The 13,287-nt window shown below is 70.0% G+C and carries 14 protein-coding genes, 1 tRNA gene and 1 pseudogene; 11 read left to right on the forward strand and 5 right to left on the reverse strand.

Annotated elements, in window-relative coordinates; genetic code table 11:
• Window positions 1–300: 300 nt before the first annotated feature.
• Entirely contained in the window at window positions 301–1,470 is a 1,170-nt protein-coding gene (locus tag AB0J02_RS43205) for a winged helix DNA-binding domain-containing protein (protein ID WP_363199411.1), read from the reverse strand.
• Window positions 1,471–1,654: 184 nt separating this feature from the next.
• Between AB0J02_RS43205 and AB0J02_RS43210 the strand changes: the two genes are divergently transcribed.
• On the forward strand, window positions 1,655–1,936 hold the full coding sequence (locus tag AB0J02_RS43210; protein WP_363199412.1) for an HU family DNA-binding protein: 282 nt from the start codon (window positions 1,655–1,657) through the stop codon (window positions 1,934–1,936).
• 74 nt (window positions 1,937–2,010) lie between these two features.
• On the opposite strand, the gene AB0J02_RS43215 is transcribed toward AB0J02_RS43210, so the two are convergent.
• Window positions 2,011–2,086: transfer RNA gene (locus AB0J02_RS43215), tRNA-Trp, on the reverse strand.
• 150 nt (window positions 2,087–2,236) lie between these two features.
• On the opposite strand from AB0J02_RS43215, the gene AB0J02_RS43220 reads away from it, so the two are divergent.
• On the forward strand, window positions 2,237–2,848 hold the full coding sequence (locus AB0J02_RS43220; protein WP_363199413.1) for a dihydrofolate reductase family protein: 612 nt from the start codon (window positions 2,237–2,239) through the stop codon (window positions 2,846–2,848).
• Between the two features lie 20 nt (window positions 2,849–2,868).
• Window positions 2,869–3,117: pseudogene (locus AB0J02_RS43225) on the forward strand (phosphatidylglycerol lysyltransferase domain-containing protein); the annotation flags it as partial.
• On the opposite strand, the gene AB0J02_RS43230 reads toward AB0J02_RS43225, so the two are convergent.
• Window positions 3,095–4,912, reverse strand: a complete 1,818-nt coding sequence (locus AB0J02_RS43230) for a helix-turn-helix domain-containing protein (protein ID WP_363199414.1) — start codon at window positions 4,910–4,912, stop codon at window positions 3,095–3,097. The pseudogene AB0J02_RS43225 and the gene AB0J02_RS43230 sit on opposite strands and share 23 nt — an antisense overlap.
• Window positions 4,913–5,130: 218 nt before the next feature.
• Here AB0J02_RS43230 and AB0J02_RS43235 point away from each other — a divergent pair, with 218 nt between their 5' ends.
• From AB0J02_RS43235 to AB0J02_RS43255, 5 genes are all read left to right on the forward strand, one after another.
• Entirely contained in the window at window positions 5,131–5,925 is a 795-nt protein-coding gene (locus tag AB0J02_RS43235) for an acetoin reductase (RefSeq protein ID WP_363199415.1), read from the forward strand.
• A gap of 61 nt (window positions 5,926–5,986) precedes the next feature.
• A complete protein-coding gene (locus AB0J02_RS43240) occupies window positions 5,987–6,985 on the forward strand; it encodes an amidohydrolase family protein (protein ID WP_363199416.1) in 999 nt (332 codons plus the stop codon).
• 1 nt (window position 6,986) lies between these two features.
• The gene (locus AB0J02_RS43245; protein WP_363199417.1) at window positions 6,987–7,742 is read left to right on the forward strand and encodes an iron-sulfur cluster assembly protein; all 756 of its coding nucleotides are present in this window, start codon (window positions 6,987–6,989) and stop codon (window positions 7,740–7,742) included.
• On the forward strand, window positions 7,739–8,764 hold the full coding sequence (locus AB0J02_RS43250; protein WP_363199418.1) for an NAD(P)-dependent alcohol dehydrogenase: 1,026 nt from the start codon (window positions 7,739–7,741) through the stop codon (window positions 8,762–8,764). Before AB0J02_RS43245 ends, AB0J02_RS43250 begins: the two co-directional genes overlap by 4 nt.
• Window positions 8,765–8,810: 46 nt before the next feature.
• The gene (locus tag AB0J02_RS43255) at window positions 8,811–9,140 is read left to right on the forward strand and encodes a putative quinol monooxygenase (RefSeq protein ID WP_363199419.1); all 330 of its coding nucleotides are present in this window, start codon (window positions 8,811–8,813) and stop codon (window positions 9,138–9,140) included.
• A gap of 111 nt (window positions 9,141–9,251) precedes the next feature.
• On the opposite strand, the gene AB0J02_RS43260 is transcribed toward AB0J02_RS43255, so the two are convergent.
• Complete coding sequence (locus tag AB0J02_RS43260) at window positions 9,252–9,839, reverse strand: helix-turn-helix domain-containing protein (RefSeq protein ID WP_363199420.1); 588 nt, start codon at window positions 9,837–9,839, stop codon at window positions 9,252–9,254.
• A gap of 66 nt (window positions 9,840–9,905) precedes the next feature.
• Here AB0J02_RS43260 and AB0J02_RS43265 point away from each other — a divergent pair, with 66 nt between their 5' ends.
• The 3 genes from AB0J02_RS43265 (at window position 9,906) to AB0J02_RS43275 (ending at window position 11,757) form a co-directional block, all read left to right on the forward strand.
• Complete coding sequence (locus AB0J02_RS43265) at window positions 9,906–10,799, forward strand: NADP-dependent oxidoreductase (RefSeq protein ID WP_363199421.1); 894 nt, start codon at window positions 9,906–9,908, stop codon at window positions 10,797–10,799.
• A gap of 101 nt (window positions 10,800–10,900) precedes the next feature.
• The gene (locus tag AB0J02_RS43270) at window positions 10,901–11,512 is read left to right on the forward strand and encodes a hypothetical protein (RefSeq protein WP_363199422.1); all 612 of its coding nucleotides are present in this window, start codon (window positions 10,901–10,903) and stop codon (window positions 11,510–11,512) included.
• Window positions 11,476–11,757, forward strand: coding sequence for a hypothetical protein (locus AB0J02_RS43275; RefSeq protein ID WP_363199423.1), 282 nt, complete (start codon window positions 11,476–11,478; stop codon window positions 11,755–11,757). The genes AB0J02_RS43270 and AB0J02_RS43275 overlap by 37 nt, the downstream gene beginning before the upstream one ends.
• Window positions 11,758–11,844: 87 nt before the next feature.
• On the opposite strand, the gene AB0J02_RS43280 is transcribed toward AB0J02_RS43275, so the two are convergent.
• A complete protein-coding gene (locus AB0J02_RS43280) occupies window positions 11,845–13,077 on the reverse strand; it encodes a cytochrome P450 (protein ID WP_363199424.1) in 1,233 nt (410 codons plus the stop codon).
• Between the last annotated feature and the right edge of the window lie 210 nt (window positions 13,078–13,287).

The raw sequence follows: 13,287 nt of genomic DNA on the forward strand, positions 1-13,287 counted from the left end.
GCTCGATCACGAACCGGGAACGGAACTCGTCGACGACCTCTTCGGTCAACGAGGGACGCTGAGCGATCAGCATGAAGCGTTTCCTCCAATATTCGGCGCCCGCTATCTGGCGCCGTAGACACTGCGAAGAGTAACGGGCGAAACGGCCTCACAAACGCTGCCCCGGCCCACTCCACTCCTTTTGCACATTCCGATGGAGTGCCGGAAGCCCCGCTCGGGCACCACTCCGCGGGGCCGGGCCGGCGGCTTCGACGGGAAGATCGAGGTCGCGCGAGGACGCTGCAGCGGGGCGGTGCCCACCTATGCGTGCGGCCCCACTGTCACCGTGCCGACAGTCAACTCCGCTTGACCTTCGGCGACTTCGCCGATGCGCTCCGCCTGGCGCTCCACCTCCGCCACGTGCCCGGCCGTCAGCTTGCGCAACGGTTCGACCGTGATCGCGACGCGCTTGCCCGCACGGCGCTGGTGCCATACACCGGCCACCACCCCGTCCACGAGGAGCAGCGGAAAATTTCCGGCCTGGCCACCCGCCAGCGCCCGCTCGAAGGCCCTCCCCGGGAAGAGCAGCTCGCGAGGCTGGGAGGCGATCCCGAAGGCGTCGAAGTACGGGAGCAGCCGTACACCGGCGGCTTCCTCTCCCGGCTGCGGGAACTCTGTGTCGCCGGCTGCCACCCACGCCGACCCGACGCCCTCGAACCGCACTTCCTCGACGACCGCGCCCCGGGCCAGCTCAGCGAAGAGAGCGGTCGCCCAACTCTTCGGTGCGGCCAGCCACTTGGCGAAGTGCTGAGGAGTGGCCGGGCCGTACGCGTACAGATAGCGGCGGACGAGCTCGGCGAGCGCGGCGCCCCGCTCCATCGGCGCCACACCAGGATTCGTGTACGTCACCTGCCGCCCCCGGTTCGGCCCGAAGGCGAGCACCCCGCGGTGCGCCGCCGTGTGCATCGCCTGGCGCCAGCGGGGCCACATGCCCTGGAACGCGGGCATGACGAGGTCACCGGCCCAGCTCCCGGTCCGCGCCACGACCGCCTCCGTCAGCTCGTCGGCGGTCTTCTCCGCGCCGGACAGCGCCTCTCCGACAGCCGCTACGACGGCATCCGTCTGTTCCGCTGTGAGTCTGATCTCGTTCGACTGCTGAGAGGCGCGGCCGGGAACGGCGGAGAGCGCGCCGGTCCACATCGGTGCGTCCGTGGTGGCCAACAGATGCACGGTGCCGCGCGGACCGTACGTCTTGACCAGCGCCCCTTCCTGCCACAGCGCGGTACGCACATCGGCGCGCGTGGCCCCCTCGATGCGCAGCCCCAACGACAGCTCGGCCGCCGACAGGACCTGGGCGTGTGCGCCCAGCATGATCCCGGCGAGGTCGGGGACGGCGGTGGGAGAGGCGGGGACCGGTGCGGCCAGGCCCTGGCGCTCGATACGGCGGGTGTTCGCCCCGGACCAGCTCACCGTGTGTGTCGTCGTCGGCATGCGGTGACGCTAACGCCGATGTAGGTCGGGAACTGTCCTCGGCCGGGCGGTTCGGAGCGGCGCCACGACGGGCGCCACATGGGTGGTGCCGACCCGTTGTCAGTGGCGAGTGGCAGCATGGGCGACTTGACCTGTCCCGTTCCCTCGGGAACAGGACGTTTTCTATGTGATTCGAGGCACCGACATGACCCGTAGTGAACTGGTGGCCGCGCTGGCCGACCGCGCCGACGTGACCCGCAAGGACGCCGACGCCGTGCTGGCCGCGTTCGCCGAGACCATCGGCGAGATCGTCGCCAAGGGTGACGAGAAGGTCACCATCCCCGGCTTCCTGTCCTTCGAGCGCACCCACCGCGCCGCCCGCGAGGGCCGCAACCCCGCCTCGGGCGAGCCCATGACCATCCCCGCCGGCTACGGCGTCAAGGTCTCCGCGGGCTCCAAGCTCAAGGAAGCCGCCAAGGGCAAGTAAGCCGCACCAGCGCGAAGGGCGGTCAGCCGAACTCTGGGCGACCGCCCTTGCGCCGGACGGACTCCGGCGGGCTGTGGCAGGGGTGGCAGGAGTCGAACCTGCGGCATCCGGTTTTGGAGACCGGCGCTCTGGCCTCTGAGCTACACCCCTTCGCAGGGCTCAGTGTGGCACCTTCATCAGCCCCGCCACCACGGAATTTCGCCCTCTGAATCAGGCCGACCGATGAGTTTTCGTGCGGCACGATGTCCAGGGGGAGTGAGGGGAGAGCGTCCCCTGCCCAATAGAGAGCGGCGGTGCGCGATGAGACTGGTAGTGCAGGAGTTCCTGTCCTTGGACGGCGTCTACCAGGGCCCGGGGTCCCCGGACGAGGACACCAGTGACGGGTTCACCCAGGGCGGTTGGTTCGTGCCGCACCTGGACGCGGAGTTCGAACGGCTGGCCGACACGTGGCTCGGCACGGCGGACGCGTTCCTGTTCGGCCGTCGCACCTACCTGAACTTCGCGCGGGACTGGCCGAAGATGACCGAACACCCGGCGGCCGGCATTTTGAACGGCCTGCCGAAGTACGTCGCCTCGAACAGTCTGGCGAAAGCCGAGTGGGATCCGACCACGATCCTGTCCGGCGACATCCCCGCCCGGGTCGCCGAAGTGAAGCGGCGGCCCGGCCGCGATCTGCAGGTCCACGGCAGCGGCAGGCTGGCCCAGTCTCTGCTGGCAGCCGGCCTGATCGACGAACTGCGTCTCGCGATCGCCCCGGTGGTCGTCGGCAGCGGCCGCCGCCTGTTCCCGGACGGCGGCGCCCCCGCGGGTCTGCGGCTCCTGAGCAGCGAGACGACCTCGGGCGGGCTGGCGATCCACGTGTACGAATCGACAGGACGTCCTGAGTACGGGACGTACGGGGCCGACGCGTAGGCACTCCGGACCGCACCGACCTGTCGCGCTGGTTCCAGATCGAGTCGCTGTACCGCTTCAACGCCAAGTTCCGCCCGCAGTGGCAGCCCCGCTTCGTCGCCTACCCGGCGGCCCGCGACCTCCCGCGCACCGGCCGGGCGTGTCTGCAGGCCGAGGCGTTCGTGGTGCTGCCGAGACCGGCGGAGCGGCCGCGGCAATGGGCGCGACACCGCTCCGCCGAGGCGCACCGCCCACGAAACGCCCGTCTCATGGGCGGGCGGGGAGCGTGATGCCGTAGGCCCGCATCTTGCGGTAGATCGTCGTACGGGAGATGCCGAGCCGCTGTGCCGCCAGCAATTTGTTGCCGTCCACCTCCAGCAGGGCCTGGACCAGCGTGTCGCGTTCGGACGCTTCCCAGGCGCTGAGGGACCGGCTGCCCGCGCTGTGCAGGGACGGGGGCAGGTCACGGAGTTCGATCCGGTACGTGCGGCGGCCCGCGGCGGCCTGGCACAGGGCGTGTTCCAGCTGGCGGATGTTGCCGGGCCAGTCGTGCCGGCGCAGCAGGGGCAGCACCTCCGGTGCGCACTCCACGCCCGCGCCGATGCGTCGCAGCAGACAGTCGGCCAGGGCCGGGAGGTCGTCGAGGCGGTGCCGCAGGGCGGGTACGGCTGCCGCCTCGACGAAACAGCGCCTCAGCGGTTCCGGCACACCTGGCGCGCTGCGCAGCGTGCCCACGACCCAGGTGCCTTGTGCCGCCGCGGCGGCAAGCGCCCGGGCGACGGCGGGCCCCTGGTCGGAGGGAACGGCGTCGACGTTGCGCAGGATCAGGGCGCGGCCCGGCCCGGCGGGCGCCGCGCGCAGGCCGGTCGGCAGGTCGGGTCCGGCGTCGGCGGCCCGGGGGTCCGTGGCATCGACGATCACGGGCACCGAGGTCGCCCCGGTGAGGGCGTGTGCGGCACGGACCAGTGCGGTCTTCCCTGTTCCGGTCTCGCCGTGGAGCAGGAGCGGCGTGCGTGTGCGGGCACAGCGCGACACCGTCCGGGAGACGGTGTTCCAGGCGGGGTCCGTGCCGGCCAGTCCCGGCAGCGGCCACGGCCTACCCGCGTCCTGCGCTTCCCGGGAGCGGGAGCCGTAGCTGAAGCCGGCACGGGGGCGGTCCCGGTCGGAGCGGTGGTCCGTGAAGGCCAGCTCCAGCAGGTACCCGGCCGCGCCCGCCGAGCTGTCGACCTGGCGGCACCGCATCAGCACGGTCTCTCCGCCGGTCAGCTGTACCTCCTTGCGGGTGCGCGGCGCGTGCCCCAGTTCGGCGGCGGCCTCGTGCAGCAGCCGGTGGTCGGCGCCGGTGAGCCGCGCCGAGGCCGCGGAGTTGGCGAGCACCAGATCCTGGCCGAGACAGAGCACCGGCCGGTCACCGTAGTGGGTCACCTGCTGGAAGGCTTCCATCAGGGCGCGCTGGTGCGAGCTGCTGAACTCGTACATCACGCGCTCGATGTCGCCGGCGGCCTCCTGCACCAGGGCTGCCATGAGGGTGCGCGCCGGTCCGTTCCAGCAGGTCAGGTTCATGGCTCCCTCGACGCGTCCGGTGACCGAATTGCGGATCGGGGCGGCCGCGCAGGAGACGTTCTGCAGGCGTTCGTTGAAGTGTTCGGTGCCGAGGACCACGTTGGGCCGGCGCTCCTCCAGCGCGACCCCGATGCCGTTCGTGCCGACGAACTGTTCGGCGTAGTTGAAGCCGGGCGCCAGGTGGACCCGGTCCAGGTGGGCGGAGAGCCGCTTCTCCCCGACGCGGCGGTCGCGCACCCAGCCTTTCCGGTCCGTCACGATCACGCAGGCGTCCGAACCCGCCAGCGCCTGTTCCAGACGGTCCAGGACCGGTGTGGCGGCGCGTACCAGGCGGCTCTCCCGGTCGTAGTCCGGCTGGTAGGGGACGACCACCTCGTCCGTGCCGATCCCCAGGTACTTGGAACGCTGCCAGGAGTTACGGATGCCCTCGGGCACGATCGGCGCAGGCGGGTCCGCGCTCTCGAGGAACTGCAGGCGCGCTCGTGCGATGTTCCGGTCCCGCGCTGTGCGATCACTGGGCATGGCGCCTCCGATGAGCGTGTTTCCGCCATATTACGAACGGGTTTGCAGCTGTCAACGGGTGGTTCGCCATCGCTTCTCCGTGCGTTCAACGCGCTCTGATCGGGAAGCGGGCCAGGTGTGTTCCACATTGAAAAACTCGACGGCGCTCCCCGACCCCACGCTGAGGGTCAGCACCGCACGAAGGGTGCGGCGGCTCACCGTCGAGCACAGGAGCACTCATGACTTCCGCAGGCAACGCAACCCGTACCGCGATCGTCACCGGCGCCGCCCGCGGCATCGGCCGCAGCATCGCGGAGCGGCTGGCCAAGGACGGACTCGATGTGGCCGTCGCCGACCTCCCCGGCATGGGCGAGGAGCTCGGCGAGGTCGCGGCCGGTATCGAGAAGACGGGTCGCCGGGCCCTCGCCGTGCACGCCGACGTGTCCAGCAAGGAGCAGACCGACGCGCTCGTGGAAGAGGTGGCGGGCCGGTTCGGCAGGGTCGACGTCTATGTGGCCAACGCCGGTATCGCCCGGGTCACGCCGCTGCTCGACACCGGGCTCGACGAGTTCGAGCAGGTCATGGCCGTGAACCTGCGCGGCGTCTTCCTCTCCTACCAGGCCGCGGCACGGCAGATGATCGCCCAGGGCGGCGGCGGAAAGATCATCGGCGCCGCCTCGATCGTCGCGTACCGCCCGTTCGCCCTGCTCGGCACCTACTCGGCCTCGAAGTGGGGCGTACGTGGACTGACCCAGGCCGCGGCCATGGAGTGGGCGCACCACGGCATCACCGTCAACGCGTACTGCCCGGGGATCGTCGGCACCGACATGTGGGACCTGATCGACGAACGGCTGGCGCAGGCCGAGGGCCTGCAGAAGGGCCGGGCCATCAAGAAGTACGCCGAGGCGATCGCGCTCGGCCGGGTCGAGGAGCCCGCGGACGTCGCGTCCTTCGTCTCGTATCTGGCCTCCCCGGACTCGGACTACATGACCGGCCAGTCCGTCATGATCGACGGCGGAATCCAGTTCTCCTGACGCGGCGGCGGGAGCACGTTCGGCCGAACACCCCTCGCGCACCGCGAACTTGAGGAGAGAGATGTATTCCAAGGACGGCGAGAACTACTTCATCGTGGACGCGCACGTCGCACTCTGGGACGCGCGCCCCGAGAACCAACTCAACATCCACGGCAAGCAGTTCATCGACTGCTTCTACGACTACCACCGCAACCTGAGCCCGGAATCGGAACTGTGGCCGTACGAGGAGTACCTCTACTACGGCGGCGAGCGTCTGATGAAGGACCTCTTCGTCGAGGGGTACGTCGACCACGCCATCTTCCAGCCGGCGCGCCTCGGAGCGTTCTACCGCAACGGCTTCGGGCAGACCGAGGAATCCTTCGCGCTCGCTCAGCGGCACCCGGACAAGCTGACGTACAACCACTCCTGGGACCCGCGCTACGAGCAGAAGGGTCTCGACCAGCTGCGGCGGGACGCCGAACGGTTCCAGCTCAAGGGCGCGAAGCTGTACACCGCGGAGTGGAAGGGCGACAGCCGCGGCTACAAGCTCGACGACCCGTGGACGTACCGCTATCTCGAGGCGTGTCAGGAACTCGGGATCAACAACATCCACGTCCACAAAGGGCCGACGATCCGGCCGCTCGACCGGGACGCCTTCGATGTCGCGGATGTCGACAAGGCGGCCACGCAGTTCCCCGAGATGAACTTCGTCGTCGAGCACTGCGGCCTGCCCCGGCTCGAGGACTTCTGCTGGATCGCCACGCAGGAGCCCAACGTGCACGCCGGTCTCGCGGTCGCGATGCCCTTCATCCACAGCCGTCCGCGCTACTTCGCGCAGATCATCGGCGAACTGCTCTACTGGCTCGACGAGGACCGCATCCAGTTCTCCAGCGACTACGCGCTCTGGACACCCCGCTGGCTGATCGAGCGGTTCGTCGACTTCCAGATCCCCGCGGACATGACCGAGTACGCGCCGATCACCCTGGCGCAGAAGAAGAAGATCCTCGGGCTGAACGCGGCCGCCATGTACGACATCGAGATCCCGGCCGGCCTGGGCGTCGCCGAAACGGCGGTGGCCTGACATGCCCGCCGACGGCCGGGAACAGTCCGCTCGCGCGGCCCTCGACACCGTCTTCGACCCGGAGCTGGACGAGCCGATCACCGACCTCGGGTTCGTACGCTCCGTGCTGGTGACCCCCGACGGGGCGCTCACCGTCCGGCTCAGGCTTCCCACCTCGTTCTGCTCGCCGAACTTCGCGTATCTGATGGCCTCGGACTCCAAGGACGCGTTGACGGCACTGCCCTGGACACGGGATGTCGTGGTGCTGCTCGACGACCACCACGACTCGGACCTGATCAATCGCGGCCTCGCGGCGGACGCGGGCTACCGCGGCACGTTCGGGGCCGAGGCGGAGAAGGATCTCGAAGCGCTGCGGCTGACGTTCCGCCGCAAGGCCCATGCCGCGGCGATGGAGCGGGCGCTGGCTCTCGTGCTCCGCGAGAATCCGGACCTCACCGAGGAGGCCCTCCACGATGTGGTCCTCGGCGACCTCCCCGAGGCGGCGGCGTCCGGCGCGTTGCTGCGGCGACGGGAAGCGCTGGGTCTCGGCGTGGCGGCGTCCGACCCGGTCCTGGTGGACGACGAAGGGCGGCGCTACCCGCCGGGCGAGATCCCGCTCCGGCTGCGGTTCGCCCGCGCGGTCCGGGTGTCGATCGACGGCAACGCGCATTTCTGCCGCGGCCTGCTCCGCACCCGGTACCCGCACTCGGCGGCCGACCAAGCCCCGCGCACGGCGGACCCCGTGCCCACCGCTCCCCGCAAGGAGAACGTCTCGTGAAAGCAGTCCAGGTCGTCGGCTACGGCCAGAACCTCAAGATGGCCGAGGTCCCGGCTCCCGAGATCACCGGCCCGTACGACGTGATCGTCAGGATCGGCGGCGCCGGCGTGTGCCGTACCGACATCCACATCCTGGAAGGCCAGTGGGCGCAGAAGTCCGGGGTGGACCTGCCCTACACGATCGGCCACGAGAACGCGGGCTGGGTCCACGCCGTCGGCGGCGCCGTCACCAACGTCTCCGAGGGCGACAAGGTCATCGTGCATCCGCTGATCACCTGCGGACTGTGCCGGGCGTGCCGGGCAGGTGACGACGTGCACTGCGAGAACAACCTCTTCCCCGGCATCGACACGGCCGGCGGTTACGCCGAGTACCTGAAGACCTCCGCGCGCAGCGTCGTGCGGATCGACGACTCCCTCGAACCCGCCGATGTGGCGGCTCTCGCCGACGCGGGACTGACGGCCTACCACGCCGCGGCCAAGGCCGCCCGCAAGCTGCGCCCGGGTGACCGTTGCGTCGTGATCGGCGCGGGCGGCCTCGGGCACATCGGCGTACAGGTGCTCAAGGCCATCACCGCCGCCGAGATCGTCGTCGTCGACCGCAATCCCGACGCGGTGGCGCTGGCGGTCTCCATCGGGGCCGATCACGGTGTCGTCGCCGACGGCGGGCAGGTGGACCGGGTGCGTGAACTCTCGGGCGGGCAGGGGGCGGAGGCGGTCATCGACTTCGTCGGTGAGGGCGGCTCCACCAAGGACGGCGTCGGCATGCTGCGTCAGGCGGGTGACTATCACGTGGTGGGTTACGGCGAGAACATCGACGTCCCGACCATCGACATCATCTCCGCCGAGATCAACTTCATCGGCAACCTCGTCGGCTCCTACAACGATCTGTGCGAGCTTATGGTCCTCGCCGCGCAGGGCCGCGTGCGCCTGCACACCGCCAAGTACCCACTCGACCGCTTCCAGGACGCCCTGGACGATCTCGGGAGCGGCCGGATCCGCGGCCGGGCGATCCTCACCCCGTGACCCCTCCCGAACGCCCCCTCCCTGAACGAGAATTGGAAGTGGATCCTTGATTTTCATCACCGTGAAGTTCCGCGTCCTGCCCGAGCACGCCGACCGGTGGCCCGATGTGGTGCGGGAGTTCACGCAGGCGACGCGCGCCGAGCCGGGATGCCTGTGGTTCGACTGGTCCCGCAGCATCGCGGACCCGGCGGAGTACGTCCTGGTGGAGGCCTTCCGGGACGACGAGGCCGGTGCGGCACACGTGGGCTCGGAGCACTTCAAGGCGGCGCAGCGGACGTTGCCGCCCCATCTCGCCGCGACGCCCGGGATCGTCAACGTGAAGGTGCCGCAGGACGACTGGTCGCTGCTCGGTGAGATGGCGGTACGCGAAAGCTGACGCGGCCGCCGGGACGCGGAGGGGGCCGAAGCCGGTTACACGGGCTCCGGCCCCCTCGCGTGCCGGCGGCCGCGGCGTTGCGGCGACGCACATGTCTGGACGAACAGCCCCTCACGCAGGTCGAGAAGGGCAGGCGACCTCCCAGGCCGCCTCGATCATCCGGAAGATCTCGTCCACCGCGGCCGCGGGATCCGCCGCCTCCCGGGCCAGTGCGTAGGCGTCGATCACGAACCTCGCGATGCTACGGCTCGCCGTTGCGGTCGGCGACAGTTCGGGATCGGCGGCAATGGCCGCGGCCAGCGTCTCCGCGTGGCGCAGCCGCATCGACTCGTCGTACTTCCGCAGGGCGGGCGAGGCGTCGATCATGTGCCACGTCGGGGCGGCGCTGTCCGCCGTGCAATGTCGTACGAGGGCCTGGATCTCGCGGCGCAGCGCGGGCATGAGCGGCTCGTGCGGCGCCCGGCCGGTGACCGCCCGCGTGAGGCGTTGCTCGAAGTCCTCGTCCTGCTCGAACACCAGGGCCTCTTTGGAGGCGAAGTGGGAGAAGAGCGTGGTGACGGCCACGTCGGCCTCGGCGGCCACTTCGCGGATGCCCACCGCGTCGTACCCGTGTTCCAGGAAGAGCCGCATGGCGGTGTCGGCGATCTTCTGGCGGGTCGCGGCCTTTTTGCGCTCGCGGCGTCCGGTCGGCACGGTCATACCCGCACGCTATCAGTCACAAAACTGTATCTGTTCCAAAACGCTAACTGTTAGTGGGTCTGGCGCATGAAGAAAGTGAGCTTCACCGAGTTCGGCGGTCCGGACGTTCTGCAACTCATCGCTGCCGAGGAGCCCCACGCGGGCCCCGGCCAGGTACGCATCGCGGTACGGGCGGCGGGCGTGAACCCCGTCGACTGGAGGATCCGTGAAGGCCAGGTACTGGGAGCCCATCCGACCCAACTGCCCTCCGGCGTCGGCCTCGACGCCGCCGGGGTGGTGGACGAGGTCGGCGAGGGCGTCGAAGGGGTCGAGGCCGGCGACCCCGTCTTCGGCGAAGGGTCCAGCACCTACGCCGAGTTCGCCGTGCTGTCGGCCTGGGCGCGGATACCCGAGGGCCTGAGCTTCGAAGAGGCCGCCGGATACCCCTCCGTGGTGGAGACCGCGCTGCGCGTCATCCGCGAGGTCACTGTCCGGCCCGGCCAGACGTTGCTGGTCAGCGGCGCGTCCGGGGGAGTCGGATCGGCGGTGCTGCAGATCGCCCGGGACCGCGGCATCAAGGTGATCGGCACCGCCGGCGCCTCGAACCAGGACTATCTGCGGAGCCTGGGCGCTCTCCCCGTGACCTATGGCGAGGGCTGGGTCGAGCGCGTGCGGCAGCTCGGCCAGGTCGACGCGGCCCTCGACCTGGCCGGTTCGGGCGTGATCCGCGAGCTCGTCGAGCTGACCGGGGACCCGCGGAAGGTGATCTCCATCGCCGATCTCGACGCGCCGAGGTTCGGTGTCCGGTTCTCCGGCACGGCCGGGAGCGTGCCGGACGCACTGGCCGAGGCCGCCGACCTCATCGAGCGGGGACGCCTCCGCATCCCGGTCGAGAAGTCGTACGCGCTCACCGAAGCCGCGGCGGCCCACATCGACAGCAAGGCCGGACACACGCGAGGGCGCCGGGTGGTGGTCATCTGAGCAACGCGAGAAATCTGGACATTTCAGCGGGGATTTTGACACGGTGAGATGCCTCGGCCCAGCCATGGGACGAGTAACCGGTGTCTTCTGGGGGGCCAGTCATGCCAGCCGCTCGCCTCGCACGGGACGCCGCCGCCTTCTGTGCCGCGCAGAGCGTCTACTCAGACCCCGACGGCCTCGGCCGGCTCTACGTCGGCCTGCCGGATGATCGGTCTCAACTTGCCTGCGTCGTAAGGGATCTGATGGTCCATCGCCTGGAGGGCGAACCGTTCGGCCATGTCATTCCGCAGGCTCGTCCGCACAACGACGCCGAGACGCGCTACCTCGACGACATCTTGCGGATCATCGTCGAGCGGAACGTCGCCCCGCTGACGCAGCGGCGCGAGGTCGGTGACCGGTTCGTCGGCGTCTCGTTCCTGCGCCACGCGGGGATACCCGCGCGGCTGCGGTCCGGGTTCGCCGACTACCTCGGCCCGGACGGATTCCACGGCGACCACATGGTCACCGAGTACTGGGACGACGAGCGGGGCCGGCTGCTCGCCGACCTGCAGCCGGCCGGCCCGGCCGCTCTCTGGTCGCGGGCAAGGCATGGCGGGCCATCCGGGCGGGCGAAGCGGACCCCAGGACCTTCGGACTCCATCCTCCGGAGGTGGGGCCGACGTTCGGGGAGTGGTTCGTGGCACACGACATCCGCGTCGACCTCGCGGCGCTGAACAAGGTGGAGACACTGCTGTGGGACACCTGGGGGACGGGTACGGGCGGCGACAGGGAGATGACGGCCGCGACCCGTGAGCTGTACGACCGGACGTCGCTGGTGGTGAGCGACGACGTTCCCTTCACGGCGGCGCGGCAGCTGTTCGCGGAGAACGAGGGGCTGCGTACGCCGAAGAGGGTGCTGTCGTTGGCACCCTTCAACGGACCCCGCGAAGTCACGCTCCGGTGCCACGGACGGCAGTAGCCGGATATGCACGTATATGGGCCGGCCGCCTGGCGGGTGGCCGGCCCGAACGACCGCTGCTCCTCCACAGGCGGCAGCGCCGAGGACTCAGTTCTCCGCAAGTGGCCGGAGGACGACCGGCAGTTCCCGGTGGCCGTTGGAGATGAATGACTCCGCGGGGCGCAGTGTGGATTCGGGGACGGCGAGAGTGAGGTCGGGGAAGCGGGTGAACAGCCCCCGCAGCGCGGTCTCGGCCTCCATCCGGGCCAGAGCCGCGCCGAGGCAGACGTGGACGCCGTGGCCGAAGGCGAGATGCGTCTTGTTCGCCCTGGACACGTCGAAGGAGCCGGCACTCGGGCCGTGCAGGTCCGGGTGCCGGTTCGCTGCCGCGTAGGAGGCGAGGATCGCGTCGCCCTGGCGGATCACGAGCCCCTGCGCCAGCTCGATGTCCTCGACCGCGTACCGCATCGGCAGGTTCGCGACAGGCGCCTCGTACCGCAGAGTCTCTTCGACGACATCCGTCCACGCGCTCGTGCCCTCGCGGACCAGGGCGAGTTGCCGGGGATGGGTGAGCAGCGCGGTGATGGCCTGGTCCAGCAGGTTGACCGTGGTCTCGTAGCCCGCGCTGATCACGAGGAGGAGCGTGTCGAGGAGTTCTTGCTCGGTCAGCGCGGAGCCGTCGTCGTCCCGGGTGGCTATGAGTACGGAGGTCATGTCCTCGCCGGGCTCGGCGCGCTTGGCCGCGACCAGGTCGGCCATGATCGCGTAGAGCTCCTGGGTGTTCGCGGCGGCCTCATCGGGGCTCAGCGTGGTGTCGAAGACGCCGTCGACGGTACGGCGGAAGCCGGGCTGGGAATGGTCGGGCAGCCCCATGAGTTCGCTGATGACCCGGATCGGGAGCGGATAGGCGAACCGGTCGCGCAGGTCGGTGGGTTCACCGGCAGGAGCGGTGGCGAGTTCGTCGAGCAGCGTCCGCGTCACCTCCTCGATGCGCGGTTGCAGCGCGGCGGTGCGGCGTGAGGTGAACGCCGGGCTGACCAGCCGCCGCAGTCGCCGGTGATCGCCGCCGAAGGCGGTGAACATGTTGTCGACGGCCACCCACAGCGCGAGCGGCCAGGTGCCGACGATCTTGTCGGGGAACAGTGGCCAGTGCTGTCGGGGGTCTTTGGATACCCGTGCGTCGGTGAGGAGTTGCTTGAGCAGAGCCGGGTCGGTCACCGCCCACGCGTCGACGCCCAGGACATCGACGCGTGCGGCCGGACCGCGCGAGCGCAGCTCGGCATCCTCGGCGTGCCGGTCGCTCCCGGCGGCGTCCAGGACAAGGATCTGCGGTTGGCGCATGCGAGAGCTCCTCGGAGAGGGAACAGTGGTCGGCCCCAACTAGGGCCCTTGTGACGGATCTCCGTAGGAGAAGGGCCCTAGCCCAGTATGGCGAGGAGCCGCGATCCCTGTCTGCGCGATCACGCAACCGTTTGGCCGGGCCAGGGCTCGCACCCCCGTGCTCGGCAAGGGAGTTGACGGCCTCGGCGTGGATGCGGCCCAGCTGCGCGG

It is taken from the genome of Streptomyces sp. NPDC050264 (assembly GCF_040655895.1).
GTDB lineage: Bacteria > Actinomycetota > Actinomycetes > Streptomycetales > Streptomycetaceae > Streptomyces.

Bases quoted from the DNA above. Each gene is read 5' to 3' on its own strand.
- AB0J02_RS43205 (WP_363199411.1), bottom strand. From the start codon at position 1,470: ATGCCGACGACGACACACACGGTGAGCTGGTCCGGGGCGAACACCCGC.
- AB0J02_RS43210 (WP_363199412.1), top strand. From the start codon at position 1,655: ATGACCCGTAGTGAACTGGTGGCCGCGCTGGCCGACCGCGCCGACGTG.
- AB0J02_RS43220 (WP_363199413.1), top strand. From the start codon at position 2,237: ATGAGACTGGTAGTGCAGGAGTTCCTGTCCTTGGACGGCGTCTACCAG.
- AB0J02_RS43230 (WP_363199414.1), bottom strand. From the start codon at position 4,912: ATGCCCAGTGATCGCACAGCGCGGGACCGGAACATCGCACGAGCGCGC.
- AB0J02_RS43235 (WP_363199415.1), top strand. From the start codon at position 5,131: ATGACTTCCGCAGGCAACGCAACCCGTACCGCGATCGTCACCGGCGCC.
- AB0J02_RS43240 (WP_363199416.1), top strand. From the start codon at position 5,987: ATGTATTCCAAGGACGGCGAGAACTACTTCATCGTGGACGCGCACGTC.
- AB0J02_RS43245 (WP_363199417.1), top strand. From the start codon at position 6,987: ATGCCCGCCGACGGCCGGGAACAGTCCGCTCGCGCGGCCCTCGACACC.
- AB0J02_RS43260 (WP_363199420.1), bottom strand. From the start codon at position 9,839: ATGACCGTGCCGACCGGACGCCGCGAGCGCAAAAAGGCCGCGACCCGC.
- AB0J02_RS43265 (WP_363199421.1), top strand. From the start codon at position 9,906: ATGAAGAAAGTGAGCTTCACCGAGTTCGGCGGTCCGGACGTTCTGCAA.
- AB0J02_RS43270 (WP_363199422.1), top strand. From the start codon at position 10,901: ATGCCAGCCGCTCGCCTCGCACGGGACGCCGCCGCCTTCTGTGCCGCG.
- AB0J02_RS43280 (WP_363199424.1), bottom strand. From the start codon at position 13,077: ATGCGCCAACCGCAGATCCTTGTCCTGGACGCCGCCGGGAGCGACCGG.